The organism is Niabella drilacis, from assembly GCF_900101395.1.
Classification (GTDB): domain Bacteria; phylum Bacteroidota; class Bacteroidia; order Chitinophagales; family Chitinophagaceae; genus Niabella; species Niabella drilacis.
The window spans coordinates 301,009-318,254 of sequence record NZ_FMZO01000004.1; the positions used below are offsets into that span (position 1 = coordinate 301,009).

Genomic DNA, 17,246 nt, shown 5'->3' on the forward strand with positions numbered 1-17,246 from the left:
CCGTTAAGGCCTTCTGTGAAAATCTGCGCAATCCGTGAGTGCATTATTATACTGATTTGGAGCCTGCTCATCGCCAGCCAGCGGTCTGTTTTTTCTCGAAGATGTTCACATAATGAGTATTTGATAGTGCGTATGATTGCTATTGCTCCTGGACCCGGCTTACACGAGCAGCAAAAGAGATCTGTGGAAATCCGTGGATTCTGTAAGCTTAATTTACGCATTCTTTAATTTATGCCATCTGCCGAAGCCTTTGTAACTTTGCCCATTCATGCTTGATAAAAAGAACATCATACAAGGAACGGAAACGGCGGTGATCGTTGGGGTGGTAACCAAGGACCAAACGGAGCAACAGGTGGTAGAGTACCTGGATGAGCTGGCATTTTTGGCCGAAACAGCGGGAGCGGAAACAAAGAAACGGTTTATACAAAAGTTACAGCACCCGGATTCCCGCACTTTTGTAGGAAAAGGAAAGCTGGAAGAAATACGCCAGTATGCAATAGCTAACCAGGTGAACCTGGTCATTTTTGATGATGAACTTTCCGGGGCTCAGATCAATAATATTACGACAGCCATTGGGGTAAAGACCATTGACCGGTCGGACCTGATCCTGGATATTTTTGCCCGCAGGGCTAAAACCGCCGAAGCCAAGGCCCAGGTAGAGCTGGCACAGTACCAGTACATTCTGCCGCGTTTGCGCGGGATGTGGAAGCACCTGGAACGTTTGGGTGGAGGCATCGGTACTCGGGGGCCAGGTGAAACAGAGATCGAAACTGACCGGCGTATTGTACGGGAAAAGATTTCGTTGCTGCGGAACCGCTTAAAAGAGATCGACAAGCAATCGGCCACCCAGCGAAAGAACCGCGGGGAGTTTATCCGCGTGGCGCTGGTAGGCTACACTAATGTGGGCAAGAGCACCATTATGAACCTGCTGAGCAAACGTGAAGTGTTTGCTGAAAATAAATTATTTGCTACCCTGGATACCACTACCAGCAAAGTGGTTTTTGACAATACACCCTTCCTGTTAAGTGATACGGTAGGGTTCATCCGCAAATTGCCCCACCATCTCATTGAAAGCTTTAAAAGCACACTGGATGAGGTGCGGGAGGCCGATATATTAATTCACGTGATCGATATCTCGCATCCGCAGTATGAAGACCAGATGGCGGTGGTAAATAAAACCCTGCAGGAGCTGAAAGCGTTTGACAAGCCCATGATTACCGTGTTTAATAAAATGGATCTGTATGAACAACAGACCTTTGACGAGTGGCTGGGTGAAGATACCAAGAAGGAGATCCTGCAAGACCTTTATGACCGCTGGAACCACGAGACCGGTGGTAATGCTGTATTTGTTGCCGCAACCGAAAGACGGAATGTAGAAGGGCTGCGCTCTACCATCTTAAACAAAGTAAAAGAGCTTTACCAGGTACGGTACCCGTATAAAACGATGTTTTTTTAGGAAGGGATTTAATGCGTTAAAAACTTTTTGCCGCTTAAAAGTTTAATTTAGTGCCATGAGCAAAAAACTGGAATGGCACCTGCTTGCCCTGCACCCGAATGAATTGAATTTTAATGAAGAGAACCTGGCAGAAATAAAGATCGGCGGCAGGCATTTATGCATTGCGCGGTTTCATGAGCGACTTTTTGCCTGTGCCGCCAAATGCCCGCACGCCGCTGCTCCGTTAGCGGGAGGCTATGTAAACGTACAGGGAGATATTGTTTGCCCGGTACACCGCTACAAATTCAATCTGGAAACAGGCCGCAACACCACCGGTGAAGGTTACTTTTTAAAAACCTATCCGGTGGAAGAACGGGAAGATGGCTGGTATGTGGGTATTGAAAGGGATAACTGGTTTGGATTTTAGTTGGCTGTCGGCTATATTGGTTGTATTTCGCGCAACGGTGCTGCGGCGCGCATTTATATAAACCCCTGATGTTTTTTTAGTGCTCTGGGGATTTGTGGCACCGGCATCATACAAAACAATGGCACGCTGCTTATTTCTTAAGGTAATTAGGTGCCGGCGAAGCCCAATAACCCAGATTGTGTTGTACATTGAAAGTAGTAGTGTCCTGGTAAATAGACACCTTGGAATTTATGGACTTAAAGCCATTACTGCCGGTTACCGGTTTGCCTGAATTGATAAAACTGACAAATTTAACGGGCTTTATTGTGCCTCCGTTTGCAGTAATATCTATTGCCGCCATTGCCGAGGGTTGAAAGCTGGATTGGTCTTTATATTTTGTATGGCCGTTTAAAGACTGCCACCAATGCAGATCTTCTCCAAACATAGAAGTATGTGCATTCCACAATACAACACTTTTGCCGTTGATTACCGCCGGCACCCGTTGCTCCCCTATAAAATCTGTTGCGCCATTACTTTTATTGGTTACCCATAAGCCCCACCATTTGCCAAGACTGTCTTCGCCACTGGGGCCCTGCTTCAGCTCAAACCGGTATTGCTGCCCGGGAGTCCAGTTGTATTGATACATGATCTGATAGCCACCACTTTCATCATTGGCGGCATTTACCATTCCCTTTGATTTTCCGCCATTGGAACCCCAGATGGAAAAGTTAATCACTTTACCCTGGAACGAATTTTTGAAAACACCATTTGTCTGAAAACCCGCATAGCCACTACCAATATTGCCAGTGGCATTTACCAGCGAAAAATTATAGGCATAGTAATGCAATAAACCCTGCTTTGCCAGGCTTGGCGGAGGATCCGCAACCGGTACAAAGGTCCATTCCAGGCTCGCATAGCCTTCTTTGGCGGGGAAATACCAGTCGCTGTAAGTGCCGCCCGGACTATAATATACAGGCTCGCTGCTTTTTGATGTGTCGCTGTTTTGGGCAACCACCGTTGCTCCAGGCAATATACACAGCTGGAATAATAACAAAATCAAGCGCTTTTTTGGACTCATCATTATCGGTAGCTAAATTAGAAATGATATCTGGCCTCCGCGATTACTTCCCCGTAACCGCCGCCTCATCCAGCATCCAGATGGTTTGTCCTTTCTGCGGCGCTACACCTTGCACCGGGTAAAGCAGTTTGGAATTCTTTGCAAAGATCTTTTTCAGTATGGGGTATTTATTGGCATCGCCCACAAGGAACATTACTTCCTTACTTTTATTGATCAGGGTATAGGTAAAGCTGATGCGCCAGGTTTGCTTGCTTTCTACCCAAACTTCTTTTACCAGTCGCTTTGTTTCAGTTAAGATGGTGGTGCCCGGAAACAGGGAAGCGGTATGCCCGTCATCTCCCATGCCGAGCAAGGTTAAGTCGAATTGCGCGCTTTTACCAAGGATTGCTTTTACACTGGCTTCATATTCCGAAGCGCAGGCCGCGGGTTCTCCCTTTGTTGGTGTGACAAAAATATTTTTCCGGGGAATGCGGATATGATCCAGCAAAGCTGTCCGGCTCATTTTATAATTACTTTCATCGCTGGTATGCGGCACAAAACGTTCATCGCTCCAGAAAATGAATACTTTTTTCCAGTCGATATTATTACTGAAGGTCGGCGTAGCCAGTATTTCAAACAATCTTTTGGGCGTGCTGCCACCAGAGAAGGCTACGGTAAAACGGTTGTTGGCGGCAATGCTTTTTGCAGCGGCGCTCACAAAATGATAAGCAGCTGCAATGCTTAAGGCTTCTTTATCTTTCCAAATAAGTTGAATCGGGTTGCTCATGATTTAATTTCTTTTCTGCGTTCTTTGCAAATATAGCGGTCTCTGTCGTTAGGCGGCGGCATCAGTACCCATTGAAAGCCATCTTTTTTGATCAGTTGTTCTGCTTTTCTTGGGCCCCAGCTTCCGGCCGGATATTTTTCCAGCCCGGTTTTGCCATTCTTTTCCCATTCCTGTAAAACAGGCATTACAATGCTCCATGCTGTTTCTACCTGGTCTGCCCGCATAAACTGGGTGGCATCGCCCTCCAGTGCGTCCAGCAATAAGGTTTCATAGGCTTCCGGTGGCTGTTCAGTAAAGGATTCATAATAGGTGAAATCCATTTCAACGGGTTTCAGTTTCATCACGGGCCCGGGCACTTTTCCTTCAAACAACAACGTGATCTCCTGTTCCGGCTGTATGCTGATGATGAGCTGGTTGGGCGTTACATCATCCCTGAATATTTTAAAGGGAGAATCTTTGAAGGTGATCACGATCAGGGAGGATTGTTTTTGCAAACATTTGCCTGTACGCAGGTAAAAGGGAACGCCTTTCCAGCGGTCATTGTCGATATAAAGCTTGGCCGCTACATAGGTTTCCGTTGTGGAACCTTTGGTGATGCTGGTTTCCTGGAGATAACCCTGCTGGTGCTGTCCATCTACTTCACCGGCCGTATATTGCGCCCGCACCACATCTGATGCAATAGCGGCTGCAGTAAACGGCCGCACGCTCTTAAGCACTTTTACTTTTTCATTGCGGATGGCTTCTGCATCATTGCCTTTCGGACAATCCATACCCACTACGGAAAGTAATTGCATCAGGTGGTTCTGTATCATATCGCGCAGGGCGCCGCTTTTATCGTAATAGCTGCCGCGCGTACCCACACTTACCTGTTCGGTTACGCTGATCTGTACATTCTCAATAAAATTCCGGTTCCATAACGGTTCAAAAATATAATTGGCAAACCGGAAGGCCAGCAGGTTCTGCACTACCTCTTTGCCCAGGTAATGGTCAATGCGGTAGATCTGGTTCTCTTCAAAATGATCTTTAAGCAGCTTGTTTAATGCCCTGGCAGATGCCAGGTCGGTACCAAAGGGTTTTTCTACCACAATGCGGTCCTTATTGGACTGCGGTGCCAGTTTGTATTTGGAAATAGATTTGGAGATGGGATCAATAAATGTAGGTGCTACGGAATAATAGAACAGGCGGGTGGCCCGTTTCTTCCAGTCCTTATCATTCTTATTCAAAATGGTTTTGAGCCGGGTGTAAGTATCATCCAGTGTAAAATCGCCCTGGAAGAAATAAAGCTTTTTAATAAATTGATTCCACTGTTCCGGTTTGGCCTTTCCGCTCCTGGAGAAATTATTTACGCCCTCCAGCATATGCTTTTCAAAAGAATCTTCAGGCATACCCTGGTAATGTACGGCATAGATCGCAAACTCTTCCGGCATATAGCCATAGATAAAAAGATTATAGAATGCCGGGATCAGTTTTCTCCAGGAAAGGTCTCCAAAGCCGCCGAAAATGACAATATTGGCGGGTGTTTGTTTAAAGCTCATATAAACGGTTTAAGTCATGATGCCACTGAGGCACTGAGTCACGAAGTTATATAAAGAGACAAATAAAACCCCGGTATTTAAAGCAGCAAAATAACGCGCTGTATGGACTGCTGTCCAGGCACAGAAGTTTAGTGTTTCAGTGCCTCTGTGGCAACAACACTACTTTGCTTCTGCCGGTGTATACGGCCAGTCCGTATGAAAACTTCCTGGTTTATCAATGCGCTCATACGTATGCGCCCCAAACAGATCTCGCTGCGCCTGTATTAGGTTGGCGGGCAGGCGCTCCGTGGTATAGGCATCAAAATAATTCAGTATCGAGGAAATAGACGAAGCCGCCACGCCCGCGTCCATCGCGGTTTTGAGGAACTGCACGATCGCCTTACGCTTTTCTTTCAATACACCGGAAAACTGGGTAGACCCGATGATATTGGTTAATGCCGGCTCTTTTTCATAGGCGTTGAACAGATCCTTCAACAACACTGAGCGGATGATGCAACCACCTCGCCATACTTTTACCACGGTCTTGATATCGATCTCATAATTGTAATTGGCGGATGCTACCTGCAGCAGCTCCAGGCCCTGTGCATATGCCAGCATAAACGAAAAATGCAATGCATCGCGGCAAATATCTTTAAGCGCCTCCAGGTTGGTACCGGTTTTTTGGTTTTGGTGATCGTATAGCTTTGAAAAAGCAGTCCGTTCGTCCTTAAGCGCCGACAGGTAGCGCATGGAAACGGCAATGTCGATGGTGGGGAGGGGCACGTTAAGCTCCAGCGAACTTTCGGAGGTCCATAACCCCGTGCCTTTTTGTTTGGCTTTGTCCAGGATCAGGTCGATCAGGTCTTTGCCGGTTTCGGGATCTTTTTCTTTAAAGATGGCAGCTGTGATCTCGATGAGGAAGGATTGCAGTTCGCCCTGGTTCCATTCTTCAAACAGGTGGGCAAACTGCGCATTGGTCATGCCTTCGTTCTTCAGCAACCCGTATACTTCGCTGATCATCTGCATTACCGCATATTCAATACCATTATGGACCATCTTTACATAATGCCCGGCAGCGGTATGACCCATATAGGCCACACAGGGCTCGCCTTCTGCCCTGGCCGCAATGGCTTCCAGGATATCTTTTACCAGCTCATAGCTTTCTTTGTTTCCTCCCGGCATCATGCTGGGACCAAAACGGGCGCCATCCTCGCCACCGGAAACGCCCATCCCGATGAAATGGATGCCCGAGTTTTGCAGTTCCTGGTATCTTCTTTCGGTGTCTATAAAATGCGAGTTGCCTCCATCGATCAGGATATCGCCTTTCTGCAATTGCGGCACCAGTTCGCCGATCACGGCATCTACAATTTTCCCGGCGGGAACCAATAACATAATGATGCGGGGTGTTTCCAGTTTTGCGACCAGCTCAGCGGAAGAGGCGGCAGTGGAAACGGGTTTGCCCTTTCCTGCTGCTTCGGTGATTTTACGTTGGTGCTCATCCCGGTCGTAACCGCAAACTTCAAACCCATGATCGGCAATGTTTAATACGAGGTTCCGGCCCATTGTTCCCAATCCGATCATACCAAATCTTGCAGCCATAAACTTTTTTTTCTAAAGGTAATACTGCATTAACAAAATCATAAAATAAATTGTTCGAATGCACAATTTTGGCCGGAATCGGTCATTTTACGAGGTTTTTCGTTACTTTCACGTGAGGAAACGGCCTTATTTTATAGATTCATTGAACGAAACGATCAGAAATGTTGAGCAGCAAAGCATTATTTAGAATGGCGTTGTTGATGGTGGTGCTGTACGCCTGTGGCACTTCGCAACCTGCCCGAAGGAATGTGTTGTCCAAGACATCGCCGCCCGCTAACCAGCAGCCAGCGGAAAATAACGGCCGGAACCCTGGCCAGACCACTTTTACCAAACCCGAGCAAATTACCCGGCAACAGCAAAAAACAGAGGAAACCCGGAAGGTAAATACCGCTGTCGAAAGACGGCAGGAAGAAGCGGCTACTGTAACGGCAGCCGAAGCAAAGGCGGCGGGGTATCGCTCCCCGGCTTATTACCGGTATATTACAGACAGCATTCAGCAGACTTCAGCAAAGTCGGCCTATTATAAAACAACAGAGAACCTGTTTAAGCAAATGGCTGTGGTGCCCAACCCGCAAAACCCGGCCATCAACTCCAGGTGGTATACTACTGTAAATTTTGACAACCGGAAACCCAATTTTGTGATCCTGCATCATACGGCACAGGACAACACAGAGCAGACCCTGTTCACCTTCTCCGTTACCCGTACCGGGGTAAGCGCACATTTTGTAGTAGGGAAGGATGGGATCACTTACCAGATGCTGAATGAATATTTCAGGGCCTGGCATGCCGGAAAAAGCAAGTGGGGGGCTGTTACCGATATGAACTCCTGCAGTATCGGTATTGAAATCGACAACAACGGTAAGGAACCGTTTCCGGAAGCGCAGATCAGCGCCCTGTTAAAATTGCTGGATTACCTGAAGGATAAATTCGGTATCCCGCAGGCCAACTTTATCGCGCATTCCGATATCGCACCCGTACGAAAAAATGACCCCAGCAAGTACTTCCCCTGGAAGCGCCTGGCAGATGCCGGCTTTGGCTATTGGTACGATTCTGCTAACCTGGCAGAACCCCCTGCCGACTTTAACGCGTTGCTGGCATTGAGAGTGATTGGATATAATACCGCAATCCCCGCAGATGCCATCCAGGCATTTAAACTGCATTTTATCCAGAACGACAGCTCGCCCATGTTAACGGACTATGATAAAAAAGTACTATACAACGTTTATAAGTACTACTAAGTAGCAGGTAACCCCCGTTTATTTTAAAAAAGATATTTTTGCAGCCTCCATATTTACATATATGGAGGCTTTTATTTAAAGTAAAGATTAATGACAGAAGAACATAAACGACTTGCAGCAAATGCAAAAAAAGCCATCCCGCTGGAACAATGGGGACCCTATGTGAGCGAGCGCCAGTGGGGAACGGTAAGGGAAGACTATAGCCAGAACGGGGATACCTGGAATTATTTTCCCTTTGACCATGCTAACAGCAGGGCCTATCTCTGGGGAGAAGATGGCCTGGCCGGTATCTCGGATTATTTTCAGAATCTTTGTTTTGCCATCTCCCTGTGGAACGGGCAGGACAAGATCCTGAAAGAGCGGCTATTCGGTTTGGGAAATAATGAAGGCAACCATGGAGAGGATGTAAAAGAACTGTATTTCTACCTGGATAACCTGCCTACGCATTATTATATGGAATACCTGTATAAATATCCCCAGCAGGCCTTTCCTTACGAACAATTGCGGGAGCAGAACCGCAGCCGGGGAAAGAACGAAACGGAATACGAGATACTGGATACCGGTATCTTTAATGAGCGGAGGTATTTTGATGTGCAGGTGACCTATGCTAAACAGCACAGTACCGACATCGCTATACGGATCAATATCACCAACCGCTACAGTGAAGCAGCTCCCATAACCGTGCTGCCCCTGCTCTGGTTCTATAACCGGTGGTCCAACGGATCCAATACCGCTGTTCCGGATATATCCCTCGTCAACGATCATACCGTACTGGCAAGGCACAACCGGATCGGCGATTATTATTTTTATTTCCAGGGTGCAGATGATGCACTGTTTACGGATAATGAAACAAACTTTGAAAAGCTTTTCGGGCGGCCCAATAACAGCATTTTTGTAAAAGATGCATTCCAGGATGCGATCATTGAAGGAACGAATACGGAAGCGCTGCGTAACCGGAAACATGGTACCCGCTTTGCGCCCGTGTTTAAACGCTCCGTTAATGCGGGTGAAACCATTGCTATTTATTGCCGGCTTACCAGCCAGGCTACCCAGCAGCCTTTTGATGATGCGTTCCTGCAGTTGTTTGACAAGCGGCGGGGGGAAGCAGATGCCTTCTATAAGGCCATTTTCCCACGGGGAGTAAACCCGGGTATGGCGCGGGTGCAGCGCCAGGCTCTTGCCGGGTTGCTGTGGAGCAAGCAATATTATCATTACGACGTGGAGCGCTGGCTCAGTGTATCTGATGGTATTACGCCCATCGTTCCTTCAAGACTAACAGGAAGGAACAGCGACTGGACGCATCTCAAGAACCAGGACATTATTTCTATGCCCGATAAGTGGGAATATCCCTGGTATGCGGCCTGGGATCAGTCGTTCCAGTGTATTTCCATGGCTGTGGTAGACCCGGTATTTGCAAAGAACCAGCTGCTGCTGCTGATGCGGGAGTGGTTTACGAAACCGGATGGGCAGCTGCCCTCTTATGAATGGAATTTCAGCGATGTAAACCCGCCTGTACAGGCCTGGGCGGCGATGGAGATCTATGAAATTGAAAAGAAGGCAAAGGGAAAAGGAGATATCGATTTTCTGAAAAAGGTATTCAACAAGCTTACCATCAATTTTACCTGGTGGATCAACCGGAAAGATCTGAAGGGGGATAATATCTTTGAAGGCGGCTTCCTGGGGCTGGATAATATCGGGGTGTTTAACCGCAGTTATCATGATAAAGGAGAGATCCAGCTGGAGCAGGCGGACGGCACCAGCTGGATGGGGATCTATGCCCTGAATATGATGGACATTGCCCTGGAAATTGCGGTAGTTGATCCTTCTTTTGAAGATATGGTGACCAAGTTCTTTGAGCACTTTGTTTTAATTGCAGAAGCATTAAATGATCATGTACTGTGGAACGAGGAGGACCAGTTCTTCTATGATGTGTTGTGTATGCGCGATGCGCCGCCGCAGCCGTTAAAGATCCGTTCCATTGTGGGACTGACCTCCCTGTATGCGGTGAACATCATGAGCCGGGAGGTTTTTCAAAAACTTCCTGATTTTAAGAAACGGTTTAGCTGGTTTAAGAATTACCGGTTAAAAAATGACCTGTTCTGGCCCAATGAAGAAAAGGGGGATGGCGAGGAAATGCTGATGTCCCTGGTACAGCGCGACCGGTTGAAGGCCCTGCTGACCCGCCTGCTGGATGAAAGTGAATTTTTATCTGAAGGCGGTATCCGGGCATTGTCGAAATACCACGAAGCCAATCCCTACTCGGTTACCATTAACGGGGAAGTGCACTCCATCCAGTACGATCCGGGTGATTCCACATCCGATATGTTTGGCGGCAATTCCAACTGGCGCGGACCGGTCTGGATCCCGATCAATTTTATCATTATCCAGTCTATAAGGAGACTGGGCAAGTTTTATCATGATTCTTTTTTGATGGAATATCCTACAGGATCCGGAAATCGGATGAACCTGTTCCATATTTCAACAGAATTATCCAGGCGGGTGATCAGCCTGTTTCAGAAAGACAAGGACGGCAACCGCCCCATATATGGAGAATATAACTGGTTTTTCAATCTCCCGGAAAACCAGGATCTGATCCTGTTTTATGAATACTTTAATGGAGATTCCGGCCGCGGACTGGGCGCCAGTCATCAAACCGGCTGGTCGGCACTGGTAGCTGAATTGATCAGTGAGCTGGCGGATAAAGAATAAGCCTGTAAACCTGTTAGGTTTCTAAAACCTAACAGGTTTACAGGCTTAAAAGCAAAAAAGCATCGTGTTTTTTGTTTCAAAACCAGTTTCCCGGTTTATCACTTACGAACCCGATGCTTTTTTAATAGCTTCTGCTTTGTTGCTGTCTGGAAACCGTGTAACAGTTGTACATCCCTTTTACAGGCGGCACAGCTAAAACGGATGGATCCCCGGCAACCGGCAAGGCTTCCGCTGTTTTGCTTAAAATTCCGGGCGGGTGTTTGCACTTACCTCATGTCGAACGCTCCGCTACCTTGCGGTATTGCAGCTGTTTAACCTTTGGATAAGGGCCCCGTCCATGCTTTATTAAGCGAAGACGATTTCTGATCCCCGGCTTCAGAACACATACGCTGCCCCGCATTGCTGCCCGGCAAATTTTGTGCTGCTCAAACCAGGATGTCAAAGAATCTGTTGGTGCATCCGACAAAACCGCTTAATAAATTAATTGTTCTCATCAAATGCAATTTGAAGGTACGACCCGGGAACAACCCTTTCCAAATTTTTACCCCGATTGTTTTGCAGCTATTATAAACAGGGTTATACACCAAAAAGGGCGGTTATGCACCCGAAAAGTGGGTTTTGAACCTGTTATGCACAATGGAATGCACATTCAAAACGCTGGCCGGAAATTCTTTATTTTTATAAAAACCTGGTACACAAAATGAACCGCTTTATAAAGGTGGGAATATGGGCGGCTGGAGCAGGCCTTTTACTGACAACGATTATGTTGCTGATCCCAAAGAAACAACCTGCTGTTACCCCGGCAACCAAAGAAGCTTCCCTGAAACCAGGCGATGATTTTTACAGCTATGCCTTCGGTATTCAGGTTCAAAATACTCCCTGGGGTAAAGACCAGGTTGGGAACAATTTTGATCTCCTGCAGCGTTTTAATGTAAAGGATTTAAAATCAATACTTGAGAAAGCTGCTGTCAACAAAAAAGCGCCGGCTGGCTCAGTAGAAAAACGGGTGGGTGATTTTTATGCAGCGGGAATGGACACTATGACCATTGAAAAACTGGGCTACACACCCATAAAGACAGACCTGGCTGTTATTGATGCGATAAAGACCCTTCCAGAGCTGCTGAAAGAAATAAATCATCTCCGTACCAACGGCATCGCCTACCCGCTTTACGGGTTTTCTGCGGTGCAGGACCCCGAAAATGCGTCGGTTATCATTCCCTTCCTGTTCCAGGGCGGCACTTCGTTTGCCCAGGACAATTATTTAAAGGATAATAAGTACGCTCTTGAGATCCGCAACAGGTATTCAAAATACTGTGCTACGCTTTTTGGCTTAACAGGAGTTTCCCCGCAGAAAGCATCCGTTAATGCAGCAATCATTTTTAATATTGAAAAACAATTAGCGGCAGCACAACTGAGCCCGGTGGAAATGCGCAACATAAATAGTGTGAACAATCGGTTTTACCTGGACGATCTTTCCAAAACCACACCGGGGTTAGATTGGCGAACAATCCTGTCGGAACTGGAAGTAAAAGGGCAGGATAGCGTACTGGTAAGCAGCCCGGTGTTTTTTGCCGCGGTTGCTAACCTGTTGAAAACAGTTCCGCTTGATCATTGGAAACTGTATTTGAAATGGAATATACTGAAAGAGGCCGCTCCGTTCCTGAGCCATCCTTTTGTAAAAGCAAGTGTTGCTGTAACAAGAGAGTGGCTGCCTGGTGAGATCCCAACTCCCCGATGGGAAAGGCTTTCATGGTTAACCGATGGCAGTATTGGAGAACTGCTGGGACAACTATACGTAAAAGAATATTTTGCCCCGGCAACAAAAGCAAAGATGGAAGAACTGGTGGCCAATCTAAGAAAAGCATTTGAAATACGGATAAAGAGGCTGAGCTGGATGGAGTCCGCTACCAGGCAAAAAGCGCTGGCCAAGCTGGCGGCCATCCGTCTTAAAATAGGTTATCCTGACAAATGGGAAAATTATGAAGGGCTGGAGATAAACCGGGGCACATTTTTTAAGAATATAAGAGCTGTTCGCCGCTGGCAATATCTTTTCATGATCAGCTGGCTTGGAAAGCCGGCAAATCGGGAGCGCTGGGAAACAACACCGCCAACGGTAAATGCGTATTATAATCCCATACGGAATGAAATCGTTTTCCCTGCAGGAATCTTTCGGCCCCCGTTTTTTGATGCCAATGCGGATGATGCGGTAAACTATGGCGGCATTGGGGCGGTAATTGGCCATGAAATGACACATGGGTTTGATGACCAGGGTGCGCAATATGCAGCAGATGGAAACTTAAAAAACTGGTGGACGGCGGAAGATGAAAAGAAATTTAAAGCAAAAACCAAAATGGTGGAAGCGCAGTTTAATAAATACACGGTGCAGGACAGTATTCATGTAAATGGAAAGCTGACGCTGGGAGAAAATATTGCAGACCTGGGCGGCCTGAGTGTGGCCTATGAGGCCTTTAAGATGACGCCGGAAGGAAGATCGGGTCAAAAAACCGGAGGATTGACCCCCGATCAGCGTTTTTTTCTTTCCTGGGCACAGCTCTGGAAGGAATATCTGTCTGAAGAAGATCTAGCACAATCCATCCTTGTAAACCCGCATCCGCCAGGCCGGTACAGGATCATTGGCCCGCTGGTCAATATGGATGCCTGGTACAAAGCATTCCAGGTAAAGCCGGGAGATAAATTGTATAAAAAGCCCGGAGACCGGATCCGGATCTGGTAGCGGATTCTTTTTTACTTTTCACTTGATATTGCTTACTCTACATCCCCGCAAAGAAAACAAAGGCTTGTTTTGAAAATTTAAAACAGGCCAGCATTGGTAATTGAAAAATATTTATTTTCACACCCTAATTTAACAATGAAATGAATCAATTTTTAAAAATAGGGATTACAGGTGTCAGCGCCTGTTTTTTATTTGCCGGGCCGGTGCAGGCGCAGCAACGGCAATTCATAGATCGCTCAAATATGGATCTTTCGGTAATACCCGGCAATGATTTTTACGAATATGCGAGCGGTACCTGGGTAAAAAATAACCCTGTGCCTGCCAAGGAAACCCGCTGGGGAAGCTTTAATATGCTGCGCGATTTCAATATCAACGCTGTAAAATCGATCCTGGAGAAAGCCCGGGCCAATAAAAGTGCCCCGGCAGGATCTGTTGAAAAGAGGGTAGGGGATTTTTATGCCGCAGGCATGGATAGTGCAGCCATTGAAAAACTGGGCCATGATCCCATAAAAAAGGACCTGGCTTCCATAGAGGCGATAAAAACATTGCCGGAATTGCTGCAAAAGATCAACCAGCTCCGCAGCAATGGTATTGCATCCCCATTGTATGGATTCTACGTGGGGCAGGACCGTAAAAATGTAGAAGTCATGATCCCCCAGCTAGGCCAGGGGGGAACATCGCTGCCAGACAGGGATAACTATTTAAAGGACGATCAGCGGTCGGTTCAGATACGCGCGGCTTTTACAAGCTATGTTTCCAGGTTATTCGGGTTGGTAGGAGCAAATCCGGATCAGGCAACGGCAAATGCCAGTATCGTATTTAATATCGAAAAACAGCTGGCGGAAGCACAGCTCAGCCGGGTGGAAATGCGCGATGCCTATAAAACCTATAATAAGTTCTCCCTGGCTGATCTTTCCGGAACTACTCCCGGTCTTGACTGGAAAACAACCTTGCAGGAGCTGGATGTAAAAGGCCAGGACAGTGTGCTCGTGAATAACCCGGCATTTTTTGCAACGGTGGCGGGCCTTTTAAAAACGGTTCCGCTTAACGACTGGAAAGTATACCTGCAATGGAATATCCTGAAAGGCGCAGCGCCCTATTTGAGCACTGCTTTTGTAAACGCGAACTTTGCTTTTACGCAGGCGCTCACCGGGCAAAAGATCCAGACGCCACGCTGGCAGCGGATGTCTTCATTAACGGATGGTAATATAGGAGAGCTGCTGGGGCAATTATACGTAAAGGAATATTTTAAGCCCGCGGCCAAAGCAAGGATGGAAGAGCTGGTGGCCAACCTCCGGAAAGCCTTTGCGATCCGGATCAAAGGCCTGGATTGGATGAGCGCGGCTACCAAAGAAAAGGCCCTGGCAAAACTGGCTGCCTTCAGACCCAAGATCGCTTACCCGGATAAATGGGAAAATTACGAGGGCCTGACCATTGATCGCCACCATTTTTTCCAGAACATAAGAAATGTAAATAACTGGGCATATCATTTTATGATCGGCCGTCTTGGGAAGCCCGTGGACAGGGAGCGCTGGGGAATGACGCCTCCAACAGTAAATGCTTACTATAATGCCACGCTCAATGAGATCGTTTTCCCCGCGGGGATCCTGCAATTCCCTTTCTTTGATCCCAATGCAGATGATGCGGTAAATTATGGAGGAATTGGTGCGGTGATCGGGCATGAAATGTCGCATGGCTTTGATGACAATGGAAGCAAATATGATGCAGATGGTACACTGAGGAACTGGTGGACGGATGAAGACCGGCAGAAATTTGATGCAAAGGCCGCAGCACTTGCCCGGCAGTTTGATGGATATACCGTGCTGGACACCCTGCATGTGAACGGAAAACTGACACTGGGTGAAAATATTGGAGACCTGGGTGGGATGAGCCTGGCCTATGAAGCGTTTAAAATGACCCGGCAGGGACAATCCAATAAAAAGATAGACGGCTTTACGCCGGATCAGCGCTTCTTTCTGTCCTGGGCACAGGTATGGAGAGGAAATATCCTGCCCGAAACGGCAGCCCAGTTTATATTAACCGATCCGCATTCTCCCGGACCTTACCGTACCATTGGCCCGCTGGTGAATATGGATGCATGGTATAAAGCATTTGATGTAAAAGAAGGCGACAAGCTGTACAAAAAGCCGGAAGACCGGATCCGGATCTGGTAGCATCTCCTCTCTTTGCCACAGAAGCGCTGAAATGTGGAGGGGGTTGGGCTTTTCTAAATTAAAAACGAGGCCATCGTTGTAGCATTAAAAGGATCTGTGTCCCGAACGTTCGGAACACAGATCCAGTGGCAATGGCACAGAATCTCCCTGGGGAAGCGAACCTCTTTTTGATTTTTACCAATATCCGTACCCAAACAATAAAGATGCGTTGTAGACACGCATTTGTAGACATTTAAAAAGTCTCCGGCGCCCATGTCTACAACCACTGGCAATACCCGAAGCAGAAAGCAACTGTTATGATGGGCCAATTTATGAAGGCAACCGGGTTCGCTATCCGCAAACGGGCGGCCATCCCGGGAATTTTACACAGTTTGATGGGGCGTAGCCTAAGGAGGAACCGGCCCCTGCCTGCGGATGCATTCGTGTAGTTTGCCGCATTCACGCAGGCGGGCATCTGCCTTAAAAACACGCCGGAAGAACACCGCATTATTCAGCACTATATACCCCTCAGGGTTTGAAATGAAAATCAAAAATGCAGTATAGTCAATGTTTTAAGATTCATTGAGCGCATGATTTAGTGGTTTGCTGGACAATAATATTTTTATTGGATATTTTACATTCCCCGCAGGGGTATTACCTTTGCGGCATTTTATGATCAGACTTATTGTTACAGACCTGGACGGATCTTTATTAAATGACAAAAAGGAACTGCCTAAGGAGTTCTGGGACCTTGAAAAACAACTGGCGCAGCAAAACATAGTGCTGGGTATTGCCAGCGGCCGCCCTCATCATAACCTGCTGGCACTGTTTGCGCCAATAAAGGAGCGCACCTATTTTTTATCAGACAATGGAAGTTTTGTAACCTACCAGGGAGCTGAATTACTGGTGAAAATGCTGGATCCGGAGGCTGTTACTACTTTTGTGCAAAAGGCCCGGGGGCTGAATAAGGTATACCCTGTACTTTGTGGCAAAGACCGGGCCTATATGGAAGACAATGATGAAACCCTTCTGCAACAGGCACTGCAATATTATCAGCATTACCAGATTGTTCCCGACCTTACAAAAGTTCCGGACCCCATATTAAAAGTATCCCTCTGCGATCTGATCAACGCGGAAACCAACAGTTATCCGCATTTCAGGCAATTTGAAACTGCATACAAAGTGGCTGTTGCCGGCGAGCGCTGGCTCGATTTTACCGCACGGGATGCCAATAAGGGCATTGGAATAAAACTGGTACAGGAGCAGCTGGGGATCGGGCGGGATCAAACCATGGTGTTTGGAGACTATATGAATGACCTGGAGATGATGGAAGCTGCAACATACAGTTATGCCATGAAGAACGCACACCCGGGGATCATTGCGGCAGCAGCATACATTACAGAATTTGATAATAACGAGAACGGCGTGGTGCGTACCATAAAAAAGGTCTGCGGCTTAACGGTATAGTTCCCGGTTTCAGGTATCCTGTGCAGGTAAACCCGCGATGGGGGCACACTTATTTATTTTGTGTTGTTGCCATCAAAAGAGAAAGGCATCGTGCCTGGCTTTATGCCATATGCTAAAAAAAATTAAATAATTGGGCATAGGACAACA

At 47.2% G+C, this 17,246-nt stretch carries 11 protein-coding genes; 7 read left to right on the forward strand and 4 right to left on the reverse strand.

Annotation, left to right across the window (positions count from 1 at the left end):
- Positions 1-268: 268 nt before the first annotated feature.
- Together hflX and BLS44_RS09730 are read left to right on the forward strand one after the other, a co-directional pair.
- Positions 269-1,456, forward strand: coding sequence for a GTPase HflX (hflX, locus tag BLS44_RS09725; RefSeq protein WP_090389877.1), 1,188 nt, complete (start codon positions 269-271; stop codon positions 1,454-1,456).
- 55 nt (positions 1,457-1,511) lie between these two features.
- Positions 1,512-1,862 (forward strand): Rieske (2Fe-2S) protein, encoded by a 351-nt coding sequence (locus BLS44_RS09730; RefSeq protein WP_090389878.1) that lies wholly within the window; start codon positions 1,512-1,514, stop codon positions 1,860-1,862.
- A gap of 130 nt (positions 1,863-1,992) precedes the next feature.
- On the opposite strand, the gene BLS44_RS09735 is transcribed toward BLS44_RS09730, so the two are convergent.
- The 4 genes from BLS44_RS09735 to gndA form a co-directional block, all read right to left on the reverse strand.
- On the reverse strand, positions 1,993-2,895 hold the full coding sequence (locus BLS44_RS09735; protein WP_143019714.1) for a DUF3472 domain-containing protein: 903 nt from the start codon (positions 2,893-2,895) through the stop codon (positions 1,993-1,995).
- 67 nt (positions 2,896-2,962) lie between these two features.
- Entirely contained in the window at positions 2,963-3,685 is a 723-nt protein-coding gene (pgl, locus tag BLS44_RS09740; RefSeq protein WP_090389880.1) for a 6-phosphogluconolactonase, read from the reverse strand.
- Positions 3,682-5,220: a glucose-6-phosphate dehydrogenase gene (gene zwf, locus BLS44_RS09745; RefSeq protein ID WP_090389881.1), complete on the reverse strand. Its 1,539-nt coding sequence runs from the start codon at positions 5,218-5,220 to the stop codon at positions 3,682-3,684. The genes pgl and zwf overlap by 4 nt, the downstream gene beginning before the upstream one ends.
- 159 nt (positions 5,221-5,379) lie before the next feature.
- Complete coding sequence (gndA, locus tag BLS44_RS09750) at positions 5,380-6,798, reverse strand: NADP-dependent phosphogluconate dehydrogenase (RefSeq protein ID WP_090389882.1); 1,419 nt, start codon at positions 6,796-6,798, stop codon at positions 5,380-5,382.
- A 161-nt stretch (positions 6,799-6,959) separates the two neighbouring features.
- Between gndA and BLS44_RS09755 the strand changes: the two genes are divergently transcribed.
- The 5 genes from BLS44_RS09755 (at position 6,960) to BLS44_RS09785 (ending at position 17,099) form a co-directional block, all read left to right on the forward strand.
- A complete protein-coding gene (locus BLS44_RS09755; RefSeq protein WP_090389883.1) occupies positions 6,960-8,036 on the forward strand; it encodes an N-acetylmuramoyl-L-alanine amidase in 1,077 nt (358 codons plus the stop codon).
- Positions 8,037-8,126: 90 nt separating this feature from the next.
- A complete protein-coding gene (locus BLS44_RS09760) occupies positions 8,127-10,745 on the forward strand; it encodes an MGH1-like glycoside hydrolase domain-containing protein (RefSeq protein ID WP_090389884.1) in 2,619 nt (872 codons plus the stop codon).
- Between the two features lie 700 nt (positions 10,746-11,445).
- Positions 11,446-13,479, forward strand: a complete 2,034-nt coding sequence (locus tag BLS44_RS09770; RefSeq protein WP_090389886.1) for a M13 family metallopeptidase — start codon at positions 11,446-11,448, stop codon at positions 13,477-13,479.
- 140 nt (positions 13,480-13,619) lie between these two features.
- Positions 13,620-15,653 (forward strand): M13 family metallopeptidase, encoded by a 2,034-nt coding sequence (locus BLS44_RS09775; RefSeq protein WP_090389887.1) that lies wholly within the window; start codon positions 13,620-13,622, stop codon positions 15,651-15,653.
- Between the two features lie 651 nt (positions 15,654-16,304).
- Positions 16,305-17,099, forward strand: a complete 795-nt coding sequence (locus BLS44_RS09785) for an HAD family hydrolase (RefSeq protein WP_090390003.1) — start codon at positions 16,305-16,307, stop codon at positions 17,097-17,099.
- Positions 17,100-17,246: the final 147 nt, after the last annotated feature.

Bases quoted from the DNA above. Each gene is read 5' to 3' on its own strand.
- hflX (WP_090389877.1), top strand. From the start codon at position 269: ATGCTTGATAAAAAGAACATCATACAAGGAACGGAAACGGCGGTGATC.
- BLS44_RS09730 (WP_090389878.1), top strand. From the start codon at position 1,512: ATGAGCAAAAAACTGGAATGGCACCTGCTTGCCCTGCACCCGAATGAA.
- pgl (WP_090389880.1), bottom strand. From the start codon at position 3,685: ATGAGCAACCCGATTCAACTTATTTGGAAAGATAAAGAAGCCTTAAGC.
- zwf (WP_090389881.1), bottom strand. From the start codon at position 5,220: ATGAGCTTTAAACAAACACCCGCCAATATTGTCATTTTCGGCGGCTTT.
- gndA (WP_090389882.1), bottom strand. From the start codon at position 6,798: ATGGCTGCAAGATTTGGTATGATCGGATTGGGAACAATGGGCCGGAAC.
- BLS44_RS09755 (WP_090389883.1), top strand. From the start codon at position 6,960: ATGTTGAGCAGCAAAGCATTATTTAGAATGGCGTTGTTGATGGTGGTG.
- BLS44_RS09760 (WP_090389884.1), top strand. From the start codon at position 8,127: ATGACAGAAGAACATAAACGACTTGCAGCAAATGCAAAAAAAGCCATC.
- BLS44_RS09770 (WP_090389886.1), top strand. From the start codon at position 11,446: ATGAACCGCTTTATAAAGGTGGGAATATGGGCGGCTGGAGCAGGCCTT.
- BLS44_RS09775 (WP_090389887.1), top strand. From the start codon at position 13,620: ATGAATCAATTTTTAAAAATAGGGATTACAGGTGTCAGCGCCTGTTTT.
- BLS44_RS09785 (WP_090390003.1), top strand. From the start codon at position 16,305: ATGATCAGACTTATTGTTACAGACCTGGACGGATCTTTATTAAATGAC.